The organism is Bradyrhizobium sp. CCGUVB23, from assembly GCF_024199885.1.
Lineage (GTDB): Bacteria > Pseudomonadota > Alphaproteobacteria > Rhizobiales > Xanthobacteraceae > Bradyrhizobium.
Map to the genome: position 1 here is coordinate 7,861,964 of NZ_JANADQ010000001.1, position 23,445 is coordinate 7,885,408.

Consider the following 23,445-nt stretch of genomic DNA (forward strand, 5'->3'; position numbering starts at 1 on the left):
CAACACGATCCCGGGAGAGGAAATGATGATCAGGTATGCAGTCGTCGGCGCGGGCTGGATTTCGCAGCAAGCGTTCTTGCCGGGGGTCGGACAGTCCGCAAACTCAAAGGTTACCGCGATCGTGACCGGCGATCGGGACAAGGCCGCCCGGTTGGCGGATTTCCATGGTGTTGGCCAGATCGTCGACTACGACGGATACGATGCCCTTTTGAAAGGCTCTGACGTCGATGCGGTGTATATTGCTCTGCCCAACCATTTGCATGCGGACTACGCTATTCGCGCGGCTCGTTCCGGCAAACACGTCCTGGTCGAGAAGCCATTGGCGACAAGCGAACAAGATGCTCTCGCCATGATCGCTGCTGCACGGGAAGCCGGCGTGTTTCTGATGACCGCGTATAGGCTCCACAACGAACCCGGAACTGTCGCGGTTCTCGAACACATCCGTAACGACGCGATCGGCAGGCCGCTTTTCTTTCAATCGGTTTTCAGTTTCCAGGCGGCGGCAGGGAACCACAGACTGAAAGCTACGAGTTGGGGTGGACCGCTCCAGGACATCGGTGTCTATTGCGTGAATGCGGCTCGTCATATCTTTGCTGAGGAGCCGATCGAGGCGATGGCCATGGCGCACCGACCGAACGATGACCCGCGTTTTGGCGAGGTGGAGGCGTCGGTCGCAGCCTTGCTGCGTTTCCCTTCGGGCGGTTTGGCGCAATTCGTCGCCAGCTTCGGGGCGGCTGCCGTCGACGCTTATCGGGTCGTCGGAACGGCGGGCGATCTCGAACTCGATCCCGGTTTCAGGTTCGAGACTGCAACAAAATTGCGCCTGCGCCGCGACGGCGACGTCAGCGAAACCCAGTTTCCGCAAATCGACCATTTTGGCGCGCAGGTGGAATATTTTTCAGATTGCATCAAGGCTGGAACGCCGCCCGAGTCTGATGGCGAGGAGGGGTTGGCGGACTTGCGCACGCTGTTCGCAATTGAGACGGCTACCCTGACCGGACAACCGCAAATCATAACGTCCCGTCCACGAGCCCGCCATCCAACGCCCGACATGGTGCGAGTCACCCCCGTAACCGATCGACGACTGGTTTTCTGAGGCGCTACTTGCCTCGGCGCGTCATTGACCTCGATTCATTCTACTTACCGGTAACCGTTGGTATCCGCGGATTGACGTCGTTTTTCTGCAGTCTCGCGGCCAGCGCTACCGTCAAAGCCTGTGCAAGGCACATCGGAGCGGCGAGGGAACGCGAGAACGTGTACTCATGCTCTGGAACCGCGAACAGAACGCGAGCGCTCTTGGCCAGCGGCGACAGCGTGCTATCCGACATCGCAATGATGGGAACGCCATTGCGCCCGGCTTCCTCCACAACGTTGACAACCTCGTTTGCGTAGAAGCGGAACGACACCGCAACGAGTACGTCCTTCTTGCGGATCGTACGCGCGATGTGCGTAGCAAGTCCGCCGCCTGCGTCGAGCAACACGCAACGTTTGCCCAGCATGGTCAATATGTAGCGAAGGAATTCAACTACGGGCGCTGAACGTAGTTGCCCGATCAGAAAAACCGAGTCGGCTCTCTCAAGGAGGCTCACCGCTTCCGAGAGAGCTTTTGGAGAAATGTCCGCGAGCATGTCCTGAAGGGAGGCAATGTCACGGACGACCAGGTCGCGCAGGAAACCGACTTCGCTACGATCGGCGCGGGCGCCCAACTCGATTTCCAGAGCTTTAATGCGCGCCTCGAAACCCGGGGCTGCGGTTGACAAGCGCCGTTGAAACAACGCCTGAAGCTCTTTGAAACCTTCATAGCCAAGTGACTGGGCGAAGCGCACGAAGCTCGAAGCATGGATGCCGCAGCGATCGGCGATGGCATTCACCGACAGGACCGCGACATCATTCGGGTTCTGGGTCAGATAGACGGCTATCTTTTGGTAGGACTTGCTCATGCCATCGTAGCGATCGTGGATGACACGGATCAATTCCTCATAGTCTTCCGGTGTCTTCACGTCCTGCATTTAAGGTGCTCTCAACATTGGTTTCATCGTGTGCTGGTGGCACAGCAGAATCATTGACGGCGTCAGCGAACAATTATTGACACTTTCGCATATTCGCAATAACCCTTGCAAGCAATTCGAGCACTCGTCGGTGGGAGGAAATGGTGGCGATCAAATTCGCATTGCTCGGCTGCGGGCGCATTGGCGTCTTGCATGCCCGGAATCTTGCCAAGGCGGACGGAGCGAGCCTGGAGACGGTATTCGATCCGAACACAACTGCCGCCGAAGCGGTCGCCAGAGCGCATGGTTGCGGGATATCGACAAGTGCGGAAGACTCGATTGGTAAGGCCGACGCAGTCCTGATTGCGACGTCGACGGCCATGCATGCCGATCTGATCGAGCTCGCGGCAAAGGCCGGCAAGGCGATTTTGTGCGAGAAGCCGATTGACCTCAGTCTCGATCGGGTGCGAGCATGCCGCAAGGCCATTGATGGCTGCAACGTACCAATCCAGATTGGCTTCAATCGCCGCTTCGACCCCGGGCACAGAGCTGCGCGCGACGCCTGTATCGCCGGCAAGATCGGAAAACTTGAGCAGGTCGTTATCACGTCGCGTGATCCCGGGATGCCACCCCGAGGTTACACCGCGGTCTCGGGTGGAATCTTCCGTGACATGACGATCCACGATTTTGACGTGGCGCGTTTCATGTTGAACGACGAGCCGACCGAGGTCTTCGCGACCGGCAGCGCGCTTGTTGATCCCACCATTGGATCGGAGTTCGGTGACTTCGATTCCATAATGGTGATCATGCGTACCGCTGACGGAAAGCTGTGCCATATTAATAACTCTCGACGTGCAAGCTTCGGCTACGATCAGCGGATCGAGCTGTTTGGCAGCGAGGGGATGGTCATCTCGGACAACAAGAAGGCACACGAGCTGAAGTGTTACGGCGCGACCACGACTGAAGCGGCCGAACCCTACCTCAACTTCTTTATCGAGCGCTACGCCGAGGCCTACGAAGCCGAGATCGCCGCATTCATTGCCGCTATTCGTGATGGTCGGCCAACCCAGGCGACTTTCGACGACGGTTACCGCGCGCTCATGCTCGCGGAGGCTGCCGTCGAGTCGGCCAGAACCGGCAAGAAGGTCGAGGTCCGCGATATCGCATGACGTCGACTGGGACGTGCTTGCGGACGTCGAGCAGCAGTAGGGCAAGCCAGACAGCACTCCACCAACTCTTGGAGGACTTGCATGACATCGATGCGTGGAAAGATCGCGATCGTCACGGGCGGTACGCAGGGGCTCGGTGCCGCCATCGCCAAACTCTTCGCCGAGCGTGGTGCCAAAGGCATCGTAACGTGCGGTCGTGACGAGACGAAGGGGCGGGCAAGGGCCGATGCAATCGCCACAGCCACAGGCGCAGCAGTCGTGTTTGTGCGCGCTGACCTCACGAAGATCGAGGATTGCGCCAGAGTCGTGGCTGAGGCGGACAAGGCCTTCGGGCGCGTCGACGCGCTTGTGAACGCCGCCGGTGACACAAGCCGCGGCACTATCATCGATACAAGCCCCGAACTGTTTGACAAGATCTTCGCCGTCAATACGCGTGCGCCCTTTTTCTTGATGCAAAATACGATCAAGCTCATGCGCCGTGACAGAGTGCAGGGCACAATCGTCAATATCTCTTCAATGTCGGCGATGGGCGGCCAATCCTTCATTGCTGCTTATTGCGCATCGAAGGGCGCGCTCGACACGCTGACGCGCAATACGGCCCATGCGCTGCTGCGCAACCGCATCCGCGTGAATGGTCTCAATATTGGCTGGATGGCCTCGGAAGGCGAATTCAACACGCAGCAGGTCTACCATGGCCGGTCGGCGAACTGGCTCGAAGAAGTCGCCGCGCGGCAGCCCTTCGGCCGATTGCTCGATCCCATCGAGGTTGCGCGCGCTGTTGCATTCCTGTCCTGCGATGAGTCCGGAATGATGACGGGAGCCACGATCAACTTCGATCAAAGTATCTGGGGCGCCTACGATACGTCGCCGCACCCGGAAGCACCGCTCTGAGACGTTCGAGGCGAAGGGCTCCGTAAGGTTGCGGGCGCGGGTACGGCATCGCGCCGAGCAAGCCACACTCCCGATTTCCGCGCTTTCTGGTCGAGCCGCAATAATGTCCACTGCAAGGGCACCGCCCGCCACATGAAATAGACGTTGCGAGACTGCGTTTTGTGCAATATTAATTGCGCAGATCGGGGAGGTGAAGTGGCCGGATAGAGCTGCCACCGCACGATGGAGGGAACGTGTGGCTTTACTTGATGTGCGAAGCATCTCGAAGAGCTTTGGTGCCATTCGTGCACTGCACGACGTCAGCTTTTCGGTCGATCCAGGGGAGGTGGTCGGGCTGATGGGCGACAACGGCGCCGGCAAATCGACCATGGTGAAACTGATTGCCGGAAACTTCCCGCCGACCGAGGGCGCCATTGTCGTTGATGGCAAGGCATGCCATTTCCACAGGCCGATCGAAGCCCGGGCTGAGGGCATCGAAGTTGTCTATCAGGAACTCGCGCTGGCCGACAACCTTACGGCCACGGAGAACGTCTTCCTCGGCCGCGAAATCAAGAAAGGATTTGGGCCGTTCCGCATCCTCGACAAGCAGTCGATGATCAGGCGTGCCGGCGAGCTCTTCGCCGAGCTCAAATCGGAAACGCGGCCCCGGGATCTCGTGAAGAAGATGTCAGGGGGACAGCGGCAGGCTGTTGCGATTGCCCGAGCCCGATTGTCCAATGCCAAGCTAGTCCTGATGGACGAGCCGACCGCGGCCATTTCTGTGCGACAGGTCGCCGAGGTGCTCGAGCTCATCCGCCGGCTGAAATCTCGCGGAGTATCGGTGATGCTGATCAGCCACCGCATGCCCGACGTTTTTACCGTCTGCGATCGCATCATTGTGCTCCGGCGCGGCTCAAAAGTGGCCGACAAGGAAACTGCAGCGACCTCGCCGGAGCAGATCACCGGCCTGATTACGGGGGCGATCCGTGAAGCCTAGTTCCGCCAAAGCGATAGAAGAAACGCACGCCGCAATCAGTGACGTCGTCAGCATTCGCGAGCAGACGACCTTCCAGCGAATGATGACCAGTCAGGCATTCTGGGTCGCGGCCGCACTCCTGGCTCTGGTGATCTTCATGACCTGGCTGGAGCCGAGCTTCGGAACAGCCGACAACGTAACGAACATTACGCGCAACTTCGCTCCGCTTGCGATCATGAGCCTCGGCATGACCGTGGTCATCATCACGGGCGGCATCGATCTGTCCGTCGGCTCGGTGATGGGGCTCGTTGCCATTGTCACAGGGTTGCTGCTGACCGGGCATCATTCCTGGTACGTCGCCTTTGCAGCCGGGCTCTTGGCGGGATTGGCGTGCGGAGCCTTCAACGGCTTCTTCGTTGCCTATATTGGCATGCCGTCCTTCGTCGTGACGCTCGGCATGTTGTCGATCGCCCGCTCGCTTGCCGTCGTGCTCTCCGGCAACCAGATGCTGTATCAGTTTGGTCCGGACGCGCCCATCGTCAGGGCGATCGGCCAGGCGAAATGGCCGCTCCATGCGCCAGCCGGCTGGGCGCCACGCTGGTTTCCGGAGCTCTCCTCCCATTTCTGGGTGATGGTGATCCTTGCCCTCATCCTCGGCGCCATCTTCATCTTTACGGCGTGGGCGCGTCACCTCTATGCGATTGGCTCCAACGAGAACGCCGCGCGCCTGACCGGCGTGTCGGTCGACTGGATAAAATTCCAGGCGTACGTGTTTTCGTCATTCACGGCCTCGATCGCCTCGCTGCTGCTCCTCGGCTACAGCGGCTCGGCCATCAACGCGATGGGGACGGGCTACGAGCTTCGAGTCATCGCCGGCACCGTCATCGGCGGTGCCAACCTGATGGGCGGCTACGGAACCGCATTCGGTGCAGTGATAGGCTCGGCCTTCCTCGAGGTGATCCGCAACGCGCTTCTGATGGCCGGCATCGACTCGAACTGGCAGGGCGCCTTCGTTGGCATGTTCATCGTCATTGCCGTGCTTCTCGGCATGCAGACGAGCGGAACGTCGCTTGTTGCGACGATCCGCGAGTGGGTCGCGTGGAAGCGTAGTTAGGAATCCGATGGTAGTTCGGAGACTTGGAATCAACAAAGAGGGAGGAGAAACGTGCATAAACATCTATTGATGGCCGCCGTGGCGTTTTCAGCGCTCATGGGAGGACAGGCCTGCGCGCAGCAGAAGTTCACCTTTGCGCTCGTTCCCAAGAATATGAACAACCCGTTCTTCGATCAGGCGCGGGACGGCTGCAAGAAGGCGGAAGCCGAGTCCAAGGGCGCCTTCCAGTGCATGTATATCGGCCCCGGAGAGCATGGCGGCGGCGAGGAGCAGGTGCAGATCGTGCAGGACCTCGTGGCCAAGAAGGTGGACGGAATTGCCGTGGCACCGGCCAACGCGGCAGCGATGGCCGTTGCGCTGCAGGCCGCCAAGGGCGCCGGCATTCCCGTGTTGACCTGGGACTCCGACGTTCTCCCTGAGAATAAGGAGCTCCGTCTTGCCTATATTGGCACCCACAACTACGAGATTGGCGTCAACATCGCCAAGATCGTTCAGACCATCAAGCCGAAGGGCGGCACGATCTGTATCCAGTCCGGCGGCGCAGCTGCAGCAAACCACAACGAGCGCATGAAGGGTATCCGTGACACGCTTGCCGGCAAGGAGTCTGCCCAATCGCCCGGGGAACGGCTGACTGGACAGAATGGCTGGAAGGAGATCGACGGCTGCCCGCTCTACACCAACGACGATTTCCCTCTGTCGGTGCAACAATTCCAGGACATCATGGCAAAGAACCCGACTTTGGACGCATTCACGCCGACGGGCGGCTTCCCGCAATTCGTGCCGGACGCCAACCGCGCTGCGGTCGCGCCCTTCAAGGACAAGATCGCCAAGAAGGACCTGGCGTTGGTGGTTGCCGACACGCTGCCGGTTCAGATCGACCAGATGAAGGAGGGGCTGTCGCTCGGCCAGGTTGGGCAGCGTCCGTTCGAAATGGGCTACAAAACCATGTTCGCCTTGAAGGACGTCAAGGAAGGCAAGGCTCCGCCTAAAGATCCGACATTTACCGGCCTCGACGTCTGCACAATCAAGACCGTCGATACCTGTATCGCCAAGTAGTTCGTGTGTGACGGCAGCGGGCTAGAAAGCCTAGCCCGCTGACCTTCCACAACGATGCGGCCGCGAGCCGTTTGGGGGGCAGTCGTACCTGATCTTCTGCCCGCTTTTTGGCGAGCGCCGCAGGCAACGTCAGCATGTCACCTGCAGTCAAAGCCGTTCAGCAAATGGTTGGCAGTAGCCGCCGAACCTCTTCCAGCAATTCGGGAATCGCGCCGTCGTCCTTCGATAAAAACTTGAGCAGAGCATTCTGAAACAGCCCGTCGAACAGCGCGTAGAGCACACCGGCCGAGACCGCTGGGCGCTTGCCGCCTAGTTCCGCATAGCGCGAGGCGATCCGCCAGACCATGTTTTCGAGGCTCTTGTCGATTTCGACGACGTCCTTGCGGAAGGCGTCCTCGAACAGCGCCTGGGCGCGCAGATCGTACCAGAGGCGGTGCATGCGCGCCTCTTTGCGGAGGGTTTCGGCGAGTTTGGCGAGAAAGCCCTCCATCAGCTCCTCGCGGCTTTGCGCACCGGCGGTGACCTGATCGTAGCGGGTCACGCACTTGGCCTTGTAGTGGCTGACGCAGCAGCAGATCAGATCCGTCTTGTCACGGAAGTAGTAGTGAAAGACCCCATGCGTAAACGCTGAATTCTGTGCGATTTCACGCAAGGAGGTGCGGGCGTAGCCTAGCTCGCCAAGCGTCTCGAGCGCGGCTTCGGCGAGTTCGAGCCGGCGCGCATTGAATTTCTCTTCCTTGAGCGCCTCGGTCGCGTCCAAAACGCGCTTCCTTGCACTCGCCACCTGCTGCGCCATCGACGTCAATTCCTCGTCTTGCTCTGTCGCCCCGGGAAGCGAAGACGATTCGCGCCTCCTTCAGACGGGCCGACTCTAGCTGCACCAAGAATTTTGACAACCGTCAAGGAATTTCTTGACAATCGTCAAAGCAAGACTAAACAATTGTCAAAATCGGTTTTGACAGCTGTAAAAGAATGCCCAAGAGGGAAAAAGGGGGAGAAGAAGCGCAAGCAGGCCGCCTCATTGATCATCTGCTGCACCGGAACCGGCGCGGCAGAGAGAGCGTCGTCCAGAGCCTCGCGGCGATCCGCCGCCTTCAATCAAAACAAGCAACGGAGGAGACGTCATGAGTGGGAAGACACTTGCGGGCAAAAAAGCCCTGGTAACCGGAGGCGCGCGGGGTATCGGCGCCGCGATTGCACAAGCCCTGGCGAATGCGGGTGCGGCAATCATGATCGCCGATATCCTTGAGGACGTCGGCAAGGACACTGCCGGGACGATCGCGAAATCGGACGTGAGGACCGGATTTGTGAAGCTGGACGTCACCGATGATCAGCAATGGGAAAGGGCGGTGGCGGCCACAGTTTCCACACTCGGCGGCTACGACATCCTCATCAACAATGCCGGGATCGAGATCACCTCGCTTATCATCGATGTGCGGGCCGAGGACCTGCGTCGCATGTGCGACGTGAACATCGTCGGGGTCGGGCTCGGCATGAAACACGCGTTCCGCGCGATGCGTCCCGGCGGCGCGGCCGGGGCAGGCGGGGCGATCGTCAACATTGCGTCCGTCGCAGCCACCATCGCGTTTCCGGCCATCGCAGGGTACTCGGGCACGAAGTCTGCAGTCGACCGCATGACGCGGGTTGCGGCCATGGAGGCCGGCAAGCTTGGCTACGGCGTGAGGGTCAACTGTCTCTATCCAGGGCTGGTGCCGACCGACATGGGCATGCAGCTTGCCGGCGACATCGTGAAGGTGGGGCTCGCTCCGGATCCCAATGCCGCCGTCGCCTCGGTCGTTGAGCAGACGCCGCTCGGCCGGCTCGGCGAGGTCGGCGACATTGCCGACGCGGCCGTGTTCCTCTGCTCCAATGAGGCCCGCTTCATCACGGGAGCCGGGCTGCCGGTCGACGGCGGCATGGGCATGTAGTGCCGCTCGTTTCGACCTGACCTACGTCGCCGGGGAGCAATCGCCTTTCGGAACGGAGACGCATGGCCAGGTCGCGGCCGGCTCAACTGCGATCCAAATCAAAACGCAAAATCATCTGGAGGATTCAACATGAGTGAAAAGCGCCCCGTCGTCGTCTATGGCGTGTCCGGTTATACCGGGCGGCTGGTCTGCGAATATCTGCGGGAGTACAACATTCCCTTCATCGCCGCGGGCCGCGATGCCGCGAAGGTAAAGGCCGTCGTCGAGAAGATCCCCGGCATCGAGACCGCCGACTACGAGGTCGTCGGGGTCGAGCACAGCGTCGAAGCGCTGACCAAGCTGTTCAGAGGCGCGAAAGTGGTGAGCAATATGGTCGGCCCATTCATCAAATACGGCAATGAAGTCGTCGAGGCCTGCCTCAACGCCGGCTGCCACTACAGCGATACGACCGGCGAACAGGACTGGGTGCTGAAGTGTCAGGAGACATGGGGCGATAAATACGCGGCAAGAAACCTGTTGCTCGCACCGAACATCGCGCAGATGTATACGACCGGCGAAATCGCCGCCAACATCTGTCTCGAACACCCCGGCCTCGACACGCTTGACATCCTGGTGTTCTGGAAGGGCCTTCCGACCTACGCCTCGACCCAGACAATCTTCACGATCCTGAAGGCGAACTGGTACTATCTCGAACAAAACAAGTTCGTCGAATGGGACGTCACCGCTCGCGCCGACGTCGTGGTCCCGGGCCAGCACGAAACCGCCATTGCTGTGCCATGGGGCGGCACCGCGCATCCGGTCTGGTTCAAGAACGATCCGCGTGTCTCCAATTGCCGTGTGCTTGGCGGCGTTCTCGCGCGTCCCGTCATGGAGGGGGTGGTTCAGACCACTCAGATGGTGAAGGAGAAAATCAAACCGCTGCCGCCTGATCAGCAGGAGAAGGCTCTCGCCGACATCGCCGCGACCATTCAGGCGGCAATGCCGCCACGGGAGAATCCGCGCATCAACACCTCGATCGACTCGGTCTACGCCTCCGGGCCGCTTGGTCGCGCGCACTGTGTGATCCACGGCAACTGCAACTACAAGCAGACTGGAATGCTGCAGGCTTATGCCGCGTTCTCGCTGCTGCAGACCGCGCCGAAGAAGGTCGGCTTCGCGTCGGGTTGCCAGGCGTTCGGACATCGCGAATTGCTCGGCCAGCTGCGTAGCTTCGGCCTGGTGATGAACCCGATCCTGACCATCCACAATTGATGGTTTGGCCGGCGCGGCATGGTCCGCGCCGACCTCTCTTCGCGCGGAGGCGGCCATGCGGCTGATCGACTATCTCGACAAGGGTGCCTCGCTGGGTGCGGACGCGCCATGCCTGACCATGGACGGCCGCGACCTAAGCTACGCCGACGTGCAGCGGCTGAGCTACCGGATCGCTCGCAGCTTTGAGCGGTCCGGTATCGTCGCCGGCGACAAGGTCGCCGTCCTATCGGGCAACGATCCGCTCGCGTTTGCTTGCGTGTTCGGCATTTCCCGCGCGGGTACGGTCTGGTGTCCGGTCAATCCGCGCAACGAGGCGGCGGAGAACCAGTTCATCCTCGATGACTTCGACTGCAGCCTGCTGCTGTTTCATTCCAGTTTCGCCGGGATGGTGGAGAAGATCCGCCCGAAGCTGCCGAAGCTGCGGGCGTTGGTGTGTCTTGACGCTGCATTGCCGTTCGCCGAATCGTTCGACGCCTGGCTGTCCGATGACATCGGCTATTTTCAGCGCGAACCGGTCGGCGACCTCGTCATGTTGCCCGGCACCGGCGGCACCACCGGGAAACCCAAGGGGGTGATGCTGTCGGATCGAAACATCGAGACGATGACCGCGCTGACGTTGATGAGCTACCCGTTCAAGGGGCGTCCGACCTACCTCGCGCTGGCGCCGCTGACGCATGCCGCGGGCGTGTTGTGCTTTCCCGTGATGGCGCTCGGCGGACGGATTGTCATCATGCATCACCCCGATATCGGCGAATTCCTCGCCCTGATCGAGAGTTATCGCGTCACTCACACGTTTTTGCCGCCGACCGTGATCTACATGCTGCTCGATCATCCCCGGCTCGACAGCGCCGACCTCGGCTCGCTGCAGTGCTTCTGGTACGGCGCGGCGCCGATCTCGGCCTCACGGTTGGCGGAAGCGTTGCAGCGCATCGGGCCGATGGCGCAATTGTTCGGGCAGACGGAAGCACCGATGATGATCTCGACCATGGCGCCGGACGAGCATTTCAATGCAGATGGTTCGATCGCCGTCGAGCGGCTGTCGTCAGCAGGCCGGGTAACCCCGCTCGTCCAGGTCGGCATCATGGATGGCGACGGCAATCTCCTGCCGAGCGGGCAGCGCGGCGAAATCGTGGTGCGGGGTTCGCTGGTGATGGCTGGATACTACAAGAATCCCGAGGCCACCGCAGAGGCCTCGGCCCATGGCTGGCATCATACCGGCGATGTCGGCTATCTCGATGCCGACAACTTCCTCTATATCGTCGATCGCGCCAAGGACATGATCATTACCGGCGGCTTCAATGTCTATTCCGTCGAGGTCGAAAACGCGCTGCGGGCGATCGGGACTATCCAGGACTGTGCCGTCGTGGGTCTACCCGACTCCAAGTGGGGCGAGCGCGTGGTTGCGGTGGTTCAGCCGCGACCAGGCCAAAGTGTCGATGCGGCTGCCGTTACCGCCTTCGTCAAGGCCCGCATTGGCAGCGTCAAGACGCCAAAGCAGATCGAGGTCTGGAACGACCTGCCACGCTCGAAGGTTGGCAAGGTGCTGAAGGCCGATGTCCGCGCCAAGCTGCTGCAAGGCTCGGGATGAGCTGCGCTCGCTCAAACCGTACCAATACCTGCGTGTAGACCTTCTCGTTTGGTACCACGAATCTCGTGGCGCGCAATTTTGCGCTTCCATTTGACTGTTTCTCCGGGATATATCGTCGCCGGAGAGCATCACAATGTTTCGAAGGCGGAAGAAAAGCTCGCGCGCGCATGATGCGCGGTTGGTGCAGCAACGAAACGACCGAGACGATAGTTCCGGCAAGGATATCCAGGCGCGCATTGCTCAATTGAGAAACGTGCCGCGGGAGAAGCTCGCCGATGCGGTCTTTATGCTCTCGATGGCGGCAAAACAGCAAAGTGGGCTGATACGACAATCGATCAATGAACGCGCGAAGTGCGACTTCGATTTCGATCCGCCACCCAGTGGAGATCTGGCCGCCTACCTCGCAGAGGACACGGTTTCCACCTTGCGACATCACGTAGCGGACGTGCCGAATCTCTTGGCTCTCCTTTCTGGGCGATCGCCTGCCGTTCACTTCACCGTCCATCAGGGAGACGCCGTTTCAATGCTTGCCGCGTTGATCCGGGAGCAGCGGCTGGAAGGCATTTTGGAAGGCCTCCGGCTTGCTGGCCTTCTGAACGAGTCCTCTAAAGATCGTCATGCAGGATTCAGTTCGTAACGTCGAACAAATCCGAGGGGCCTCTGCGCCCGACGAATGCTCGCTTTGCGCCTGTCGTGGGAGCATCCTCAGAGCCTGCCGTCGACATCAGTGCGCGACGGGCCGATCGGGGAAATGTGGGCAAGTGACGGAACTTGTGTATCGAGGCGGGCGTAAAGCAATCTGCGAGCACACGGGCTGGATCGATCGAAAAAATCATGGCCATGAGCTTAAGCTGATGGCGAGTCAACGACGGGATCAACGTGGGTCGTTCCAGTAAGGCGCGTGTCGCCAACCGTGCAAAGAAGCGAAAAAGTCCTGCGCCGCGGACTGCGATTTCTTCTTCGTCTCCGCTCGGCATGTTGGCTCTCCATCTGCTGGCGCAATGGAGGAAGTCTGGGCGCAAGGGTCTCGTCTTTCTCGCTGAGAACGAGAACAGGGCCGAGCGGCTGGGGGCTACTATTCATGCACTCGATCCCTCGTGCGACGTGCTTGTCTTTCCGCGTCTGAATACGCTGCCGTTCGATCAGTTGGAGCCATCGCACGAGATCGCAGGTCGACGCAGTTCGGTCTTGAGGCGCCTTGCGAAGCCCGAGAAGCCGATCCTGCTGGTGTCCACGGCAGAGGCCGTGATGGAGCGCCTGCCGACGCCGACGAGTTGGTCCCGCCTAATTGAGCGTCTAAAGGTGGGCACCACCTTCTCCGAACAGCACCTCAAGTCGCGATTTGAGGCACTCGGCTACGACCTCGATGACGAGGCGGACTACCCCGGCGGCGCGTTGTTTCACGGGAAGACATTCGAGATATTTCCCGCCGGGGCACTTAGTCCATTCCGGGTGGAGCATTCCGGCCACGTGATACGCCGGATTTCGGCGTTCAATCCGGTAGAGCAGGAGGTTCTATTCGAAGCGAAGGAGCTCATCATCGATCCCATGTCGGAGCGCCTTGCGTATGGGAACAAGCGCAGCAAACGCTGCAATCTGTTCGACTATTGCGGGCAAGCCAAGTGGATTGCGGATACTATGGTTCCAGGGCACGCCGACGGCTGGTTGAGCACGATCGAGGAGGCGGCCGGTCGCACGGACCGAGAGCGCGAATACCTTGGGCGGCGCGATTGGAAGGCAGCGACCAAGCGGATGCATGTGCTGCCCCAAAAGGCACCCTTCACTCCCACGCCGGAGTTTTCGAAGGTCGCTTCGCCAAGGAAAGCTCTGCGTACATTCGTCGACGAGACGCGACGCGCCGGTTCGCAGCTGATGTTTGTTGCTGCGCTGGATGAAGATCTGCGCACCCTGGAACGGATGAGCGGGGTCAAAGCCGAGCGCTTTTCCGACTGGAGCAAGGCGACGGCCGGATGCAATCGCGCTGCGGCGCTATTGGCCGACTTCGATACTGGATTTGTCGAATCTGGCCGGAAACCTCTTGTCGTCGTGACGGCGTCGGACGTGCTCGGCAGCCGGGCCCATCATCCACAACCCATGGCCAGAGTCTGGAATGCTGCCTTCGACCACGCTGATGTGCCGGAGGTGGGCTCAGTGGTGGTCCATCTGCAGCGAGGACTGGCTTTGCTCGAGGGCTTGCAGACGGTAGCAACCGGGGGTGTATCGTCGCGCGAGATGATCAGGCTCGCATTCGCAGGAGATGATGCCGCTCTCGTTCCGCCGGCCGACCTGACCCTGATCTGGCCGTATGCGTCGGAACTCGGGGGGGTGACTCTGGACAGGGCCGACGGAAGTACATGGTGGGCGCGGCGCACCGAGGCGGAGCGCGAGCTTCAGCTTGCCGGCAAGCAGCTTGCGAAACACATCAGCCAGCGACGCCGCCGGCGAGCCGCGAAACTCGTACCGCCGGGTTCAATCTACGAGAGGTTCGTAGCGCGTTTTCCCTATTTCACGACGGTCGACCAGTCGAAAGCTATTCGGAACGTCCTGGATGATCTTGCCTCAGGTCACCCTATGGACCGAGTGATTTGCGGTGACGTCGGATTCGGCAAGACCGAGGTGGCTTTGCGAGCGGCGGCTGCCGTCGTGCTGTCCGGCAAGCAGGTGGCGATGGCTGTACCGACGACCGTCTTGGCAAGACAGCATGTCGCGACCTTCCGCAAGCGTTTTGCCCCGTTCGGTATCGAGGTCGGAAACCTGTCTCGAGGCGCGTCGACGTCCGAGGCAAGGGCGGCGAAGGAAGATCTCAAGAGCGGAAGACTGAAAATCGTGGTCGGAACGCAGGCTCTCGCCTCGAAGGATGTGAAGTTTGCCGACCTTGGCCTGGTTATTATCGACGAGGAACAGCATTTTGGCGCAGCAGAGAAGGCGAAGCTTTCAGCGCTGACCAAGGGCATCCATGCCCTTTGGATGAGCGCCACGCCGATACCGCGGACGCTCGCGGCGGGTTTGGCTGGCTTCAGAGATCTCAGCGTTATTGCCTCTCCGCCTGTTCATCGGCTTCCGGTCGTCACGAAGATCGCTCCGCTTTCCGACGCTGCAATTGTCGCGGCGCTATTGCGCGAACAGAGGCGCCATGGGCAAAGCTTCCTGATCTGTCCGCGTATCCAGGATCTTGATCCGATGCTGGCGCGAGTACATTCGATGGCTCCCGATCTCCGCATAGTCTGCCTTCATGGCAAGTTGTCCGCCGACCAGATGGACGACCGTATGATGAGCTTCGTCGAGGGCGCCGCTGACGTTTTGCTGGCGACCAACATTGTCGAAAGCGGTCTCGATATCCCGCGGGCCAACACGATTGTGGTCTGCTGGCCTGAGAGGTTCGGTCTCGCGCAACTCCATCAGCTCAGAGGAAGGGTTGGGCGCAGCGGGATACGTGCGTTTGCGCATTTGCTGACAGATTCAGACGCGGAGCGATCCGAGAAGCGGCTGGCCGTTCTCGAGGAATTCAGCAGACCTGGGGCGGGCTTTGCAATCAGCGCCCGCGATCTCGACCTGAGAGGGGCGGGAGACCTGCTTTCGGAGCGGCAGTCGGGCCATTTGCAGGTGTTCGGACCGGTGCTCTACAGCCACCTTCTCAAATTAGCCTCGGAGAAAGCCGACGATAGGGCTGCCGATCTGTGGGTACCTGACCTAAATCTTCCAGTCGTCGACATGTTGCCGCCAGGCTACATACAATCGGAGGCGGTTCGTCTGGAAATCTACGCTCGTGCGGCCAGGTGCCGAAGTGCCGACGAACTAGATGATCTGGAGGAGGAAACCCTGCTTCGTTTCGGCAAACTGCCGCCGGCAGCCCGCGATTTCTTTGCCGCTGCAAAGCTCAGGATCGACTGCAGGCGACGGGGTATCGTAAGGCTGGACGTCGGAGTGGAGGCGGTAGCTGCGACGTTCCTGCCGGGACGACTGCGGAAGTCCAGGGCGAGATCGCTGCAGCGCGACGGCGATCGGGTTGTCTATACCAGCAAGGATCGCGAGGGGGCGTTGAGAAAGGTCGAAGAGTTTCTCGACGCTCTGGATGACTGATCGCGGCGTCGGGCCGGCCGCCGCAACGCATGTACGAACTGCGAGCCTCTTGCCAAGATCATTCCTACGCGTTGCCCTGGGGAGTTTTGTGAGGGCGCACAAGATTGTCCGACCACGTCTCGGCAATGTGGGGAAGGTCTAGGTCGCGCTTCCGATCGAGCAGAAGTTCGAGGACGCGCGGCGGCGTCAATGGCAGCTCTTGGACGCGCTTTCCTGTGGCGTTTGCAACAGCGCATGCGACGGCCGCTCCGACATTGAGAATTGGTACCTCGCCGGCACCTTTGGTCCCGAGCGGTCCCATCGAGGGCGCGCCCTCGTAAAGACTGATCTCGACGGGCACGACATCGAGCGCCAGTGGCACGCGGTAGGTTTCGAAGCCGGTTTGGCAGACCCGACCATTGCTGCCGATGGTTGCTTCTTCATGCAAGGCATAGCCCAGCCCTTGCACGACGCCGCCCTGAATCTGTCCGTGGATCGCACGCGGGTTCAGTGCGCGGCCGACGTCCTGAACCACACGATAGTTCAGTACTTCGACATGCCCGGTCTCCGGATCGACCGCGACCTCGCAGTCGTGGACGGCGAAGACGGGGATGTCGATCGCGTCGATGAAATGGCCGGCGACGCATCCGGGCATCGCCGGCACGCCGGCGCCCGTGAAAGCACCCGTGCCGGAGATCGGGCCGCCGAGCGCCTGGGCCCGCGTCGCAACCTCGGTCACGGTGCGGCCCGAGCCGGGCGCGCCGGCGATCTCGATCCGACCCTCGCGCATCACAAGGTCTTCGGGAGCGGCCTCGATCATGTCGGAGGCGACCTTCAATAGCTTCGTGCGCACCTCCTGTGCCGCCGACAGGCTCGCCGCGCCGAGCGAGACGGTCGTGCGGCCGCCGCCGACGCCGACATCATAGCCGGCAGCATCCGTATCGGCGGCGCGCACGATGACGCTCTCTGGCGCAATGCCGAGCGTGCTCGCGACGATCTGGGGCAAAGCCTGCATCATCGAGCCGGATCCGATCTCGACACCGGATGTCACCAACGTCGCCGTGCCATCGGCATTCATGTTCACGGTCGCAGCCGACGGACCCACAAAGACGAACCAGGTGCCAACCGTGGTCGCACGACCATAGAGCCGCCCGTCGGAACGACCGGGTGGCATCGTGGCCGCGTCGCGCAGCGTGTCCATCCGGTCGAGCATCGGACCGAGCACGTCCGCTTGGAACACTTGGCCTGTAGCGCCAAGATCCTTGTCGCCGAGCACGTTGCGGCGGCGGAAGAGAAGCGGATCCATGCCGATCCTGGCCGCGATCTCGTCGGTATGCCGCTCGAGCGCAAAGGTGTTGTAGACGCCGTTGCAGCAGCGGAAGGCGCCGTTCGGCGTGGTGTTGGTGTAGACCGCGCGTGAGACCAGCCGCACACTGCCCAGCCTGTAATTTCCGCCGAGCGTGTGCGCGGTCATGGTAGTCAGGAAGATCTGCTCGCCGCCATAGGCGCCGCAATCCATCAGCACGACCGCTTCGCGGCCGACGATCTCGCCCTCGCGCGTAACTGCCGAGCGAATCCGGATATCGGCATTCTCGCGGAACAGGCAGGTCAGCATTTCCTCCTCGCGCGAATTGACAAGCCGGACCGGTCGGCCACTGGCGCGGGCGAGGAGGGCGGCGAAGGGTTCGACCCCCAGATCAAACTTCAGGCCGAAGCCACCGCCGACCGGCGGCACCGTGACGCGAACTTGCGATGCCGGCACGCCCAGAAGGCGCGCGGTGGCGTTGCGGATGCCCCAAGGGGCCTGCGTCGATGTCTCAATATGGAAGCGCCCGTCCTCGTAGCTCGCGACTACCGCGCGCGGTTCGAGCGCGACGTGGTTCTGGCGGCCGACCCGGAACGAGCTTTCGACGATTTCGACGTCCGGCCGGGCAAAGGCGGCATCGACATCGCCGCGGACGACGGTTGCCTCCCAGGCGACGTTGCCTTCGCGCGCACCGCCTTCAAACAGGACCTCATAGTCGCGCCAGTTGGGATGGACCAGCGGCGCATCAGGCGCCAGCGCGTCAGCCATCGTGAGCGCAGCGGGCAGGGGCTCGATCTCCACCTCGATCGCCGCGAGCGCCGCTTGCGCCTGCGCCAATGTGGTGGCCGCAATCGCAGCCAGCGGTTCGCCATCATAGTGAATGAGATCGCGCGCGAAGAGCGGATGATCGGCGATGCCGATCCCCATCATACCGGGTGCGTCTGCGTCCGTCACGATCGCACGCACGCCTGGCATGCGGGCGGCTCTGGAGGTATCGAGGCGGACGATCCGGCCCGACGGCACGCTGGCGCGCAGCACCGCGGCGTGCAGCATGCCCGGTAGATAACGATCGGCGGTGTAGCGGGTGCGCCCGCGGAGCTTGTCGGCAGCGTCGCGCCGGCGGAGATCCATGGTCGCGGAAACATCGGACATGTCAGCGTCTCCCGATTATTTCGTGGCCAATGCGAGCAGCGTCGCATCGATGATGCGCTCGTAGCCGGTGCAGCGACAGATGTTCCCGGTCAGCGCCGCACGAATGTCCTCGCGCGTGGCGTCGGGTCTGGTCGTCAGGAGATGCGTCAGACTGACCACCATGCCGGGAAAGCACATGCCGCACTGAACGGCATCGCTGGCGTCGAGCGCGGCCTGGATGCGATTCAACTGGCCGTGTGTCGCAAGGCCCTCGACCGTCTGGATCTCGCAGCCATCGGCGAGCGCGGCCGGCGTCAGGCAGGAGGGCGTCGGCTTGCCGTCGATGAGCACCATGCAGGCGCCGCAAAAGCCCTCGCGGCAGACCGGTTTTGCGCCGGTCAGATGAAGTTCTTCACGTAGGATATCGACGAGCGGGGTGGCAGGATCGGCGGTGGAGGCGAGCCGGTCGCCGTTGACGGTCAGGCTGAGAGCCATATGCATCCCCGATGGTTTAGGCGCCAAGCGCGGTAGCCGCCGCGCGGCGAACTAGGCCCGGCAACACGCTGACGCGATACCAGGCTGGCGCGTCAATGCCGTCGCGGCCGACGAACTCGTCCGCCAGTTCAGCGGCGGTCCGCGCCGCTTCCTCGGCGTCGAGCGAACGTCCAATCAGGGCGGTCTCGAGCCGCTCCCATCGCCGCGCGACCGGTTCGACAGAACCGACCGCAATCCGTGCAGCCTGCACCTGACCTGCCGCATCGACGCTGACCGAGAGGCTGACGATGGCGACCGGATAATCCCCGGCTTTGCGCAATGGAAGGCGGGCGTGAGCAGTCTTGCGCTCGCTGCGCGGCACGACGACCTGCGTGACGAGTCGGTCGGGCGCCAAGGTCGATCGGATCTTGAGGAAGTGCTCCAGCTTCATCCGTTCGCGACCGTCCCGGCCTGCGACCTCGATCTCGGCTTCGAGGCAGAGCAAGGCCGGTACGCAATCGGCCGCGGCGAAGCCTGGCGTTGCAAGATTGCCGCCGATCGTCGCCATCGCGCGGATCGCCGGGTTCGCGGAGCGGCCGGCGGCGGCCGCAAGGACATCGAATTCGGGGAGATCGGCCAAAGCGGCAGCGAGTGCCGCGTGCGTCACCGCGGCGCCGATCTCGACCACATCGGTCCCGATCCGGACGGCTCCGAGTTCGGCGATCCTGCCTATCGCGACATAGCGTGCTCGCAACGGTTCGTGCCGGATCGGTGATCGCATGATCCACGTGCCACCGGCGAAGACGGCGCCGGCTGCGCCGCATTCGCTGAGCGCATCGAGAGCACTCGCGAGCGAAGGCGCGACATAGATTGACGACGCCGCATTATGCGCCTCGGCAGGGGTGCTTTGCACGGAAGAGCCGGTGATCATTGGCCACGCTCCAGTCGCAGGCGATCGAGCAGCACGCCGACAATGACGATCGCGCCCAGCACGACCATCTGGACGTATCCGTCGATGCGGGTGAGGTTCATGCCGTTGGACAGGATCGTGATGAACAGCGCGCCGAGCACGGCAGTGCCGACCCCGCCGCGGCCGCCTGCCAGGCTCGTTCCGCCGACCACGGCACCGGCGATCGCTTGCAGCGATAACGCACCGCCGAGGTTCGGCTCGCCCGATCCGGTCCGCGCCGTCAACATGATCGCGCCGAGCGCGGCAAGGCCCGAGCACAGCACGTAGGTCGCAACGAGGATGCGTTTCACCGGCAGGCCGGCGACCGCGGCCGCGCGTGGATTGGTGCCGATGATATAGAGCGATCGCCCGAACACGGTGCACGACAGGATCAGGTGGAGCGCGATTCCGATGACGACGGTGATGACGATGGCCGCTGGTACGCCGAAGACGCTGCCGCCATAGAAAATTTGCGAGAATAGCTTCGGCACACCTTGCACGGGCCGGCCGGAGGAGAGCGTGGTCGCAATTCCGATCGCGATGTTGTAGCTGCCGAGCGTTGCGACGAAGGGATTGACGCCGAGCAGCGCGATGACCACGCCGTTGAAAAGACCGCAGGCGATGCCGAGGCCGAAGCCGGCGCCGAGCCCGGCGAACAGCACCACGCTGGTGTCGTGACCCGTCGCCGTGGCACCGGCCATGGCGAGCGCGGTGCCCACGCTGACCATCGACACCGTTGGGCCCAGCGCAAGGTCGAAGCCGCGCGTCAGGATGACCACGGTCTGGGCCATCGCGAACAGAGCCAGGTAGCTGGTCTGCTGGGCAATATTGAGCAGGTTGGCCGGCGAGAGCACGCCATGGTCGAACGCGGCGAAGCCGAGCAGCAGCGCCACCAGCGCAGCCGGCAGCACCGCATTCCAGACCCAGCGGCCCGACAGCGGCTTGGCACGATCCGTGTCCTTGGCCATGACGGACAATTCGAGGTCAGACACGGGCTTTCCTCCGTCGGCTGAGTTCGTCGAGCGCCACCGCCGCCACCATGATCACGCCGAGGAAGACCGGCTGAAGCCGGGAGTCGACGTGCAGCAGGTTGAGCGCATTGCCGAGAATGGTCAGGAACAGCGCGCTGATGGCGACGATCTCGACCCGCCCGACGCCACCACGCAAGCTGACCCCGCCGATGACGGCAGCCGCAATCGATTGCAGCATCATCCGGTCGCCGCCGAAGCTTGCCTGGCCGGAGCCGACCTGCGCGGTGAGCAGGATACCGGCCAGCGCTGCAAGCACACTCGATACGACATAAGTGCCCACGATGTGGCGCTGGATCGACACGCCCGACACCACGGCCGCATCGACGTTTCCGCCGATCGCGTAGACGTAGCGGCCGAACAGCGTGCGTCGCTGCGCGAATACCATTACTAGGATCACGATCAGCGCGACATGAACGGCGGTCGGCAGGCCGAACGCTTGCGCGCGCCCAAAGCCCTTCACGAAGATGTCGGGCATGCCATAAACGGGGATGCCATTCGTGATCATGAGGCCGACGCCTGCGGTCGCCGACATCGTGCCCAAGGTCACCACGAAGCCGGAGACCTTGAGTTTTGCCACGCAGAATCCGTTGACGAGCCCGACCACGATCCCGCAGCCGAGCCCGGCCGCGACGCCGCTTGCAATGATGAGGGCGGTGTTGCCGGGAAACGCGGTAGCGGTGGTGGCCATCGTCTTGGCGGTCACGACGCTCGCGAGTGCGACGACTGCGCCGACCGAAAGATCGAAGCCGCCAGCGACGATGACCAGCGCCTGGCCGCAGGCAACGATCGCCAGCAGGGAGGCGTTACGCAGGATGTTGAGGATGTTGATGATGCCGTAGAACTGGGGATCGGTCGCGGACATGGCGGCGACGAGCAGCAGCAGAAGTGCCGGCAGAAACCCGATTCGGCCGGCGATCGATCGGAGGCCGATCGAGCTCTGCGGCCCTGCGGTGACCAGCGCCGTGCTCATGCAACCTCCGCCGTGAGATGATCCCGGAAGAAGCTCGAAAGCACGTTCTGCTCGGTCTTCTCGTCACCGGTCAATTCCGCGGCGATGCGGCCGTGATGCATGACATAGAGCCGGTTCGACAGCGCCAGCACCTCCGGCAATTCCGAGGACACCACGATCACCGCGGCGCCTGCCTCGACCAGGCGCTTCATGAACTCGTAGACTTCGAGCTTGGCGCCGACGTCGATGCCGACGCTCGGCTCGTCGAACAGGAACACGGTGAGCTCGCGCGTTAGCGCGCGGCCGAGCATCACCTTCTGGCGGTTGCCGCCGGACAACGCGCCGGCGGTGCGCTCGATATTGGGTGGCCTGAGCTGCAACTGCGCCATGATTCCGCCGATCCTGGCGCGCTCCGCGGCCTGCCTCAGTAGGCCGAAGCGGGCGAAGGCGGGCAGGTCGAGCACCGTCATCGAGGCGTTCTCACGGATCGGCCGGGACAGTGCGAGCCCTTCAGCGATGCGGTTGGCGGGGAAATAGGCGATGCCGCGCTTCAGGCTGCGTCGCGCGGCAGGGAATTCATAAGGCGCACCGTCGATCCGGATCACGCCGGACGTCGCCGGCTCGATGCCATAGATGGCCCGGATCAGCTCCGACTTGCCGCAGCCGACAAGGCCGGCGATGCCCGTGATCTCGCCGGCCCGGGCATAGAGGTTCACATCGCGAACGCTGCCGTCGGCGAGCGTCAGGTTTTCGACGTCGACCATCACCTTGTCCGGCTTGTGCGCGATGGTCGGAAACAGCAGATCGATCTTGCGGCCGGTCATCAGCTCCACCAGCTCTCCGTCGGTCGATGTCGCAGCATCGAGGGTGCGGATGTGGCGGCCGTCGCGGAGCACCGTCACGCGGTCGGCCAGCGCGCGGATCTCGCGCATGCGGTGCGACACGTAGATCAGCCCGACATTCTGGCTCTTGAGCCGGGCGATCAGCTCGAACAGCCGCCCGGTCTCGCGCTCCGTGAGCGAAGCGGTCGGCTCGTCGAGGATCAAAAGGCGCACGCGGCCGAGCAGGGCCTTGGCAATCTCCGCCATCTGCTGGTGCGCGCGCGACAGATCGTCAACCCGCAGCGCAGGATTGAGATCGAAACCGAGCTCGTCGATCAGCGCGGTTGCGCGCTTGCGCATCTCTCGGGCCCGCAACACGCCGCCTTGCGAGACTTCGCGGCCGAGGAACAGGTTCTCTTCGACGGTGAGACTCGGAACGAGGGAGAATTCCTGGAACACCGGGCTGATGCCGATCGCGCGCGCCCGTTGTGGCGTGAGATGACGGATCTCTTCACTCTCGAAATGGAAAGTGCCTTCGTCGGGCGGAAATGTGCCCGACACCACGTTGATCAGGGTCGATTTGCCGGCGCCGTTCTCGCCGAACAGGACGTGCAGCTCGCCGGCACGGACGTCGAGATCGACCCGATCGAGCGCACGGACGCCCGTGAAATGCTTCGAGATGCCTCGCAGTCGAAGCAGAGGTTCGGCCGGCTTCGGGTCGTCGTCGACATCCATCTGCTGCTCCGCAGGCCGTTGGGACGAGAGGCGGGAGACGCATCTCCCGC

Annotated in this window: 19 protein-coding genes; 11 read left to right on the forward strand and 8 right to left on the reverse strand. The window is 62.3% G+C overall.

Going from position 1 to position 23,445, the window contains the following annotated elements; translation table 11 throughout:
* Positions 1-22: 22 nt before the first annotated feature.
* Entirely contained in the window at positions 23-1,096 is a 1,074-nt protein-coding gene (locus NLN62_RS36580) for a Gfo/Idh/MocA family protein (RefSeq protein WP_051389835.1), read from the forward strand.
* 40 nt (positions 1,097-1,136) lie between these two features.
* On the opposite strand, the gene NLN62_RS36585 is transcribed toward NLN62_RS36580, so the two are convergent.
* Complete coding sequence (locus tag NLN62_RS36585; RefSeq protein WP_027524183.1) at positions 1,137-2,009, reverse strand: MurR/RpiR family transcriptional regulator; 873 nt, start codon at positions 2,007-2,009, stop codon at positions 1,137-1,139.
* A 140-nt stretch (positions 2,010-2,149) separates the two neighbouring features.
* Between NLN62_RS36585 and iolG the strand changes: the two genes are divergently transcribed.
* The 5 genes from iolG (at position 2,150) to NLN62_RS36610 (ending at position 7,173) form a co-directional block, all read left to right on the forward strand.
* A complete protein-coding gene (gene iolG, locus NLN62_RS36590; protein ID WP_027524184.1) occupies positions 2,150-3,157 on the forward strand; it encodes an inositol 2-dehydrogenase in 1,008 nt (335 codons plus the stop codon).
* An 81-nt stretch (positions 3,158-3,238) separates the two neighbouring features.
* Positions 3,239-4,048 carry an SDR family oxidoreductase gene (locus NLN62_RS36595; protein ID WP_027524185.1) on the forward strand — a complete coding sequence of 270 codons (810 nt, stop codon included), beginning with the start codon at positions 3,239-3,241 and terminating at the stop codon, positions 4,046-4,048.
* Positions 4,049-4,283: 235 nt separating this feature from the next.
* Positions 4,284-5,024, forward strand: a complete 741-nt coding sequence (locus NLN62_RS36600; protein WP_027524186.1) for an ATP-binding cassette domain-containing protein — start codon at positions 4,284-4,286, stop codon at positions 5,022-5,024.
* Positions 5,014-6,117, forward strand: a complete 1,104-nt coding sequence (locus NLN62_RS36605; protein ID WP_084801496.1) for an ABC transporter permease — start codon at positions 5,014-5,016, stop codon at positions 6,115-6,117. The genes NLN62_RS36600 and NLN62_RS36605 overlap by 11 nt, the downstream gene beginning before the upstream one ends.
* Positions 6,118-6,168: 51 nt before the next feature.
* A complete protein-coding gene (locus tag NLN62_RS36610) occupies positions 6,169-7,173 on the forward strand; it encodes a substrate-binding domain-containing protein (RefSeq protein WP_027524187.1) in 1,005 nt (334 codons plus the stop codon).
* 157 nt (positions 7,174-7,330) lie between these two features.
* On the opposite strand, the gene NLN62_RS36615 is transcribed toward NLN62_RS36610, so the two are convergent.
* Positions 7,331-7,969: a TetR/AcrR family transcriptional regulator gene (locus NLN62_RS36615; protein WP_254112011.1), complete on the reverse strand. Its 639-nt coding sequence runs from the start codon at positions 7,967-7,969 to the stop codon at positions 7,331-7,333.
* Between the two features lie 328 nt (positions 7,970-8,297).
* On the opposite strand from NLN62_RS36615, the gene NLN62_RS36620 reads away from it, so the two are divergent.
* The 5 genes from NLN62_RS36620 (at position 8,298) to NLN62_RS36640 (ending at position 16,020) form a co-directional block, all read left to right on the forward strand.
* Complete coding sequence (locus tag NLN62_RS36620) at positions 8,298-9,101, forward strand: SDR family NAD(P)-dependent oxidoreductase (RefSeq protein WP_254112012.1); 804 nt, start codon at positions 8,298-8,300, stop codon at positions 9,099-9,101.
* A 129-nt stretch (positions 9,102-9,230) separates the two neighbouring features.
* On the forward strand, positions 9,231-10,352 hold the full coding sequence (locus NLN62_RS36625; RefSeq protein ID WP_254112013.1) for a DUF5938 domain-containing protein: 1,122 nt from the start codon (positions 9,231-9,233) through the stop codon (positions 10,350-10,352).
* Between the two features lie 55 nt (positions 10,353-10,407).
* On the forward strand, positions 10,408-11,940 hold the full coding sequence (locus tag NLN62_RS36630; RefSeq protein ID WP_027524191.1) for an AMP-binding protein: 1,533 nt from the start codon (positions 10,408-10,410) through the stop codon (positions 11,938-11,940).
* A gap of 133 nt (positions 11,941-12,073) precedes the next feature.
* The gene (locus tag NLN62_RS36635) at positions 12,074-12,577 is read left to right on the forward strand and encodes a hypothetical protein (RefSeq protein WP_027524192.1); all 504 of its coding nucleotides are present in this window, start codon (positions 12,074-12,076) and stop codon (positions 12,575-12,577) included.
* A gap of 338 nt (positions 12,578-12,915) precedes the next feature.
* Positions 12,916-16,020 (forward strand): DEAD/DEAH box helicase, encoded by a 3,105-nt coding sequence (locus NLN62_RS36640; protein ID WP_027524193.1) that lies wholly within the window; start codon positions 12,916-12,918, stop codon positions 16,018-16,020.
* 64 nt (positions 16,021-16,084) lie between these two features.
* Here the strand turns inward: NLN62_RS36640 and NLN62_RS36645 are convergent, their stop codons facing one another.
* Genes NLN62_RS36645 through NLN62_RS36670 form a run of 6 tightly spaced genes read right to left on the reverse strand, consistent with a single transcriptional unit; the run spans position 16,085 to position 23,395 of the window.
* Positions 16,085-18,457 carry a xanthine dehydrogenase family protein molybdopterin-binding subunit gene (locus tag NLN62_RS36645; RefSeq protein WP_027524194.1) on the reverse strand — a complete coding sequence of 791 codons (2,373 nt, stop codon included), beginning with the start codon at positions 18,455-18,457 and terminating at the stop codon, positions 16,085-16,087.
* 15 nt (positions 18,458-18,472) lie between these two features.
* Positions 18,473-18,931 carry a (2Fe-2S)-binding protein gene (locus NLN62_RS36650; protein WP_035662919.1) on the reverse strand — a complete coding sequence of 153 codons (459 nt, stop codon included), beginning with the start codon at positions 18,929-18,931 and terminating at the stop codon, positions 18,473-18,475.
* A gap of 16 nt (positions 18,932-18,947) precedes the next feature.
* On the reverse strand, positions 18,948-19,841 hold the full coding sequence (locus tag NLN62_RS36655; RefSeq protein WP_051389825.1) for a xanthine dehydrogenase family protein subunit M: 894 nt from the start codon (positions 19,839-19,841) through the stop codon (positions 18,948-18,950).
* Entirely contained in the window at positions 19,838-20,851 is a 1,014-nt protein-coding gene (locus NLN62_RS36660; protein ID WP_254112014.1) for an ABC transporter permease, read from the reverse strand. The genes NLN62_RS36655 and NLN62_RS36660 overlap by 4 nt, the downstream gene beginning before the upstream one ends.
* Entirely contained in the window at positions 20,844-21,860 is a 1,017-nt protein-coding gene (locus tag NLN62_RS36665; protein WP_254112015.1) for an ABC transporter permease, read from the reverse strand. The genes NLN62_RS36660 and NLN62_RS36665 overlap by 8 nt, the downstream gene beginning before the upstream one ends.
* Positions 21,857-23,395 (reverse strand): sugar ABC transporter ATP-binding protein, encoded by a 1,539-nt coding sequence (locus NLN62_RS36670; RefSeq protein WP_254112016.1) that lies wholly within the window; start codon positions 23,393-23,395, stop codon positions 21,857-21,859. The genes NLN62_RS36665 and NLN62_RS36670 overlap by 4 nt, the downstream gene beginning before the upstream one ends.
* Positions 23,396-23,445 lie beyond the last annotated feature (50 nt).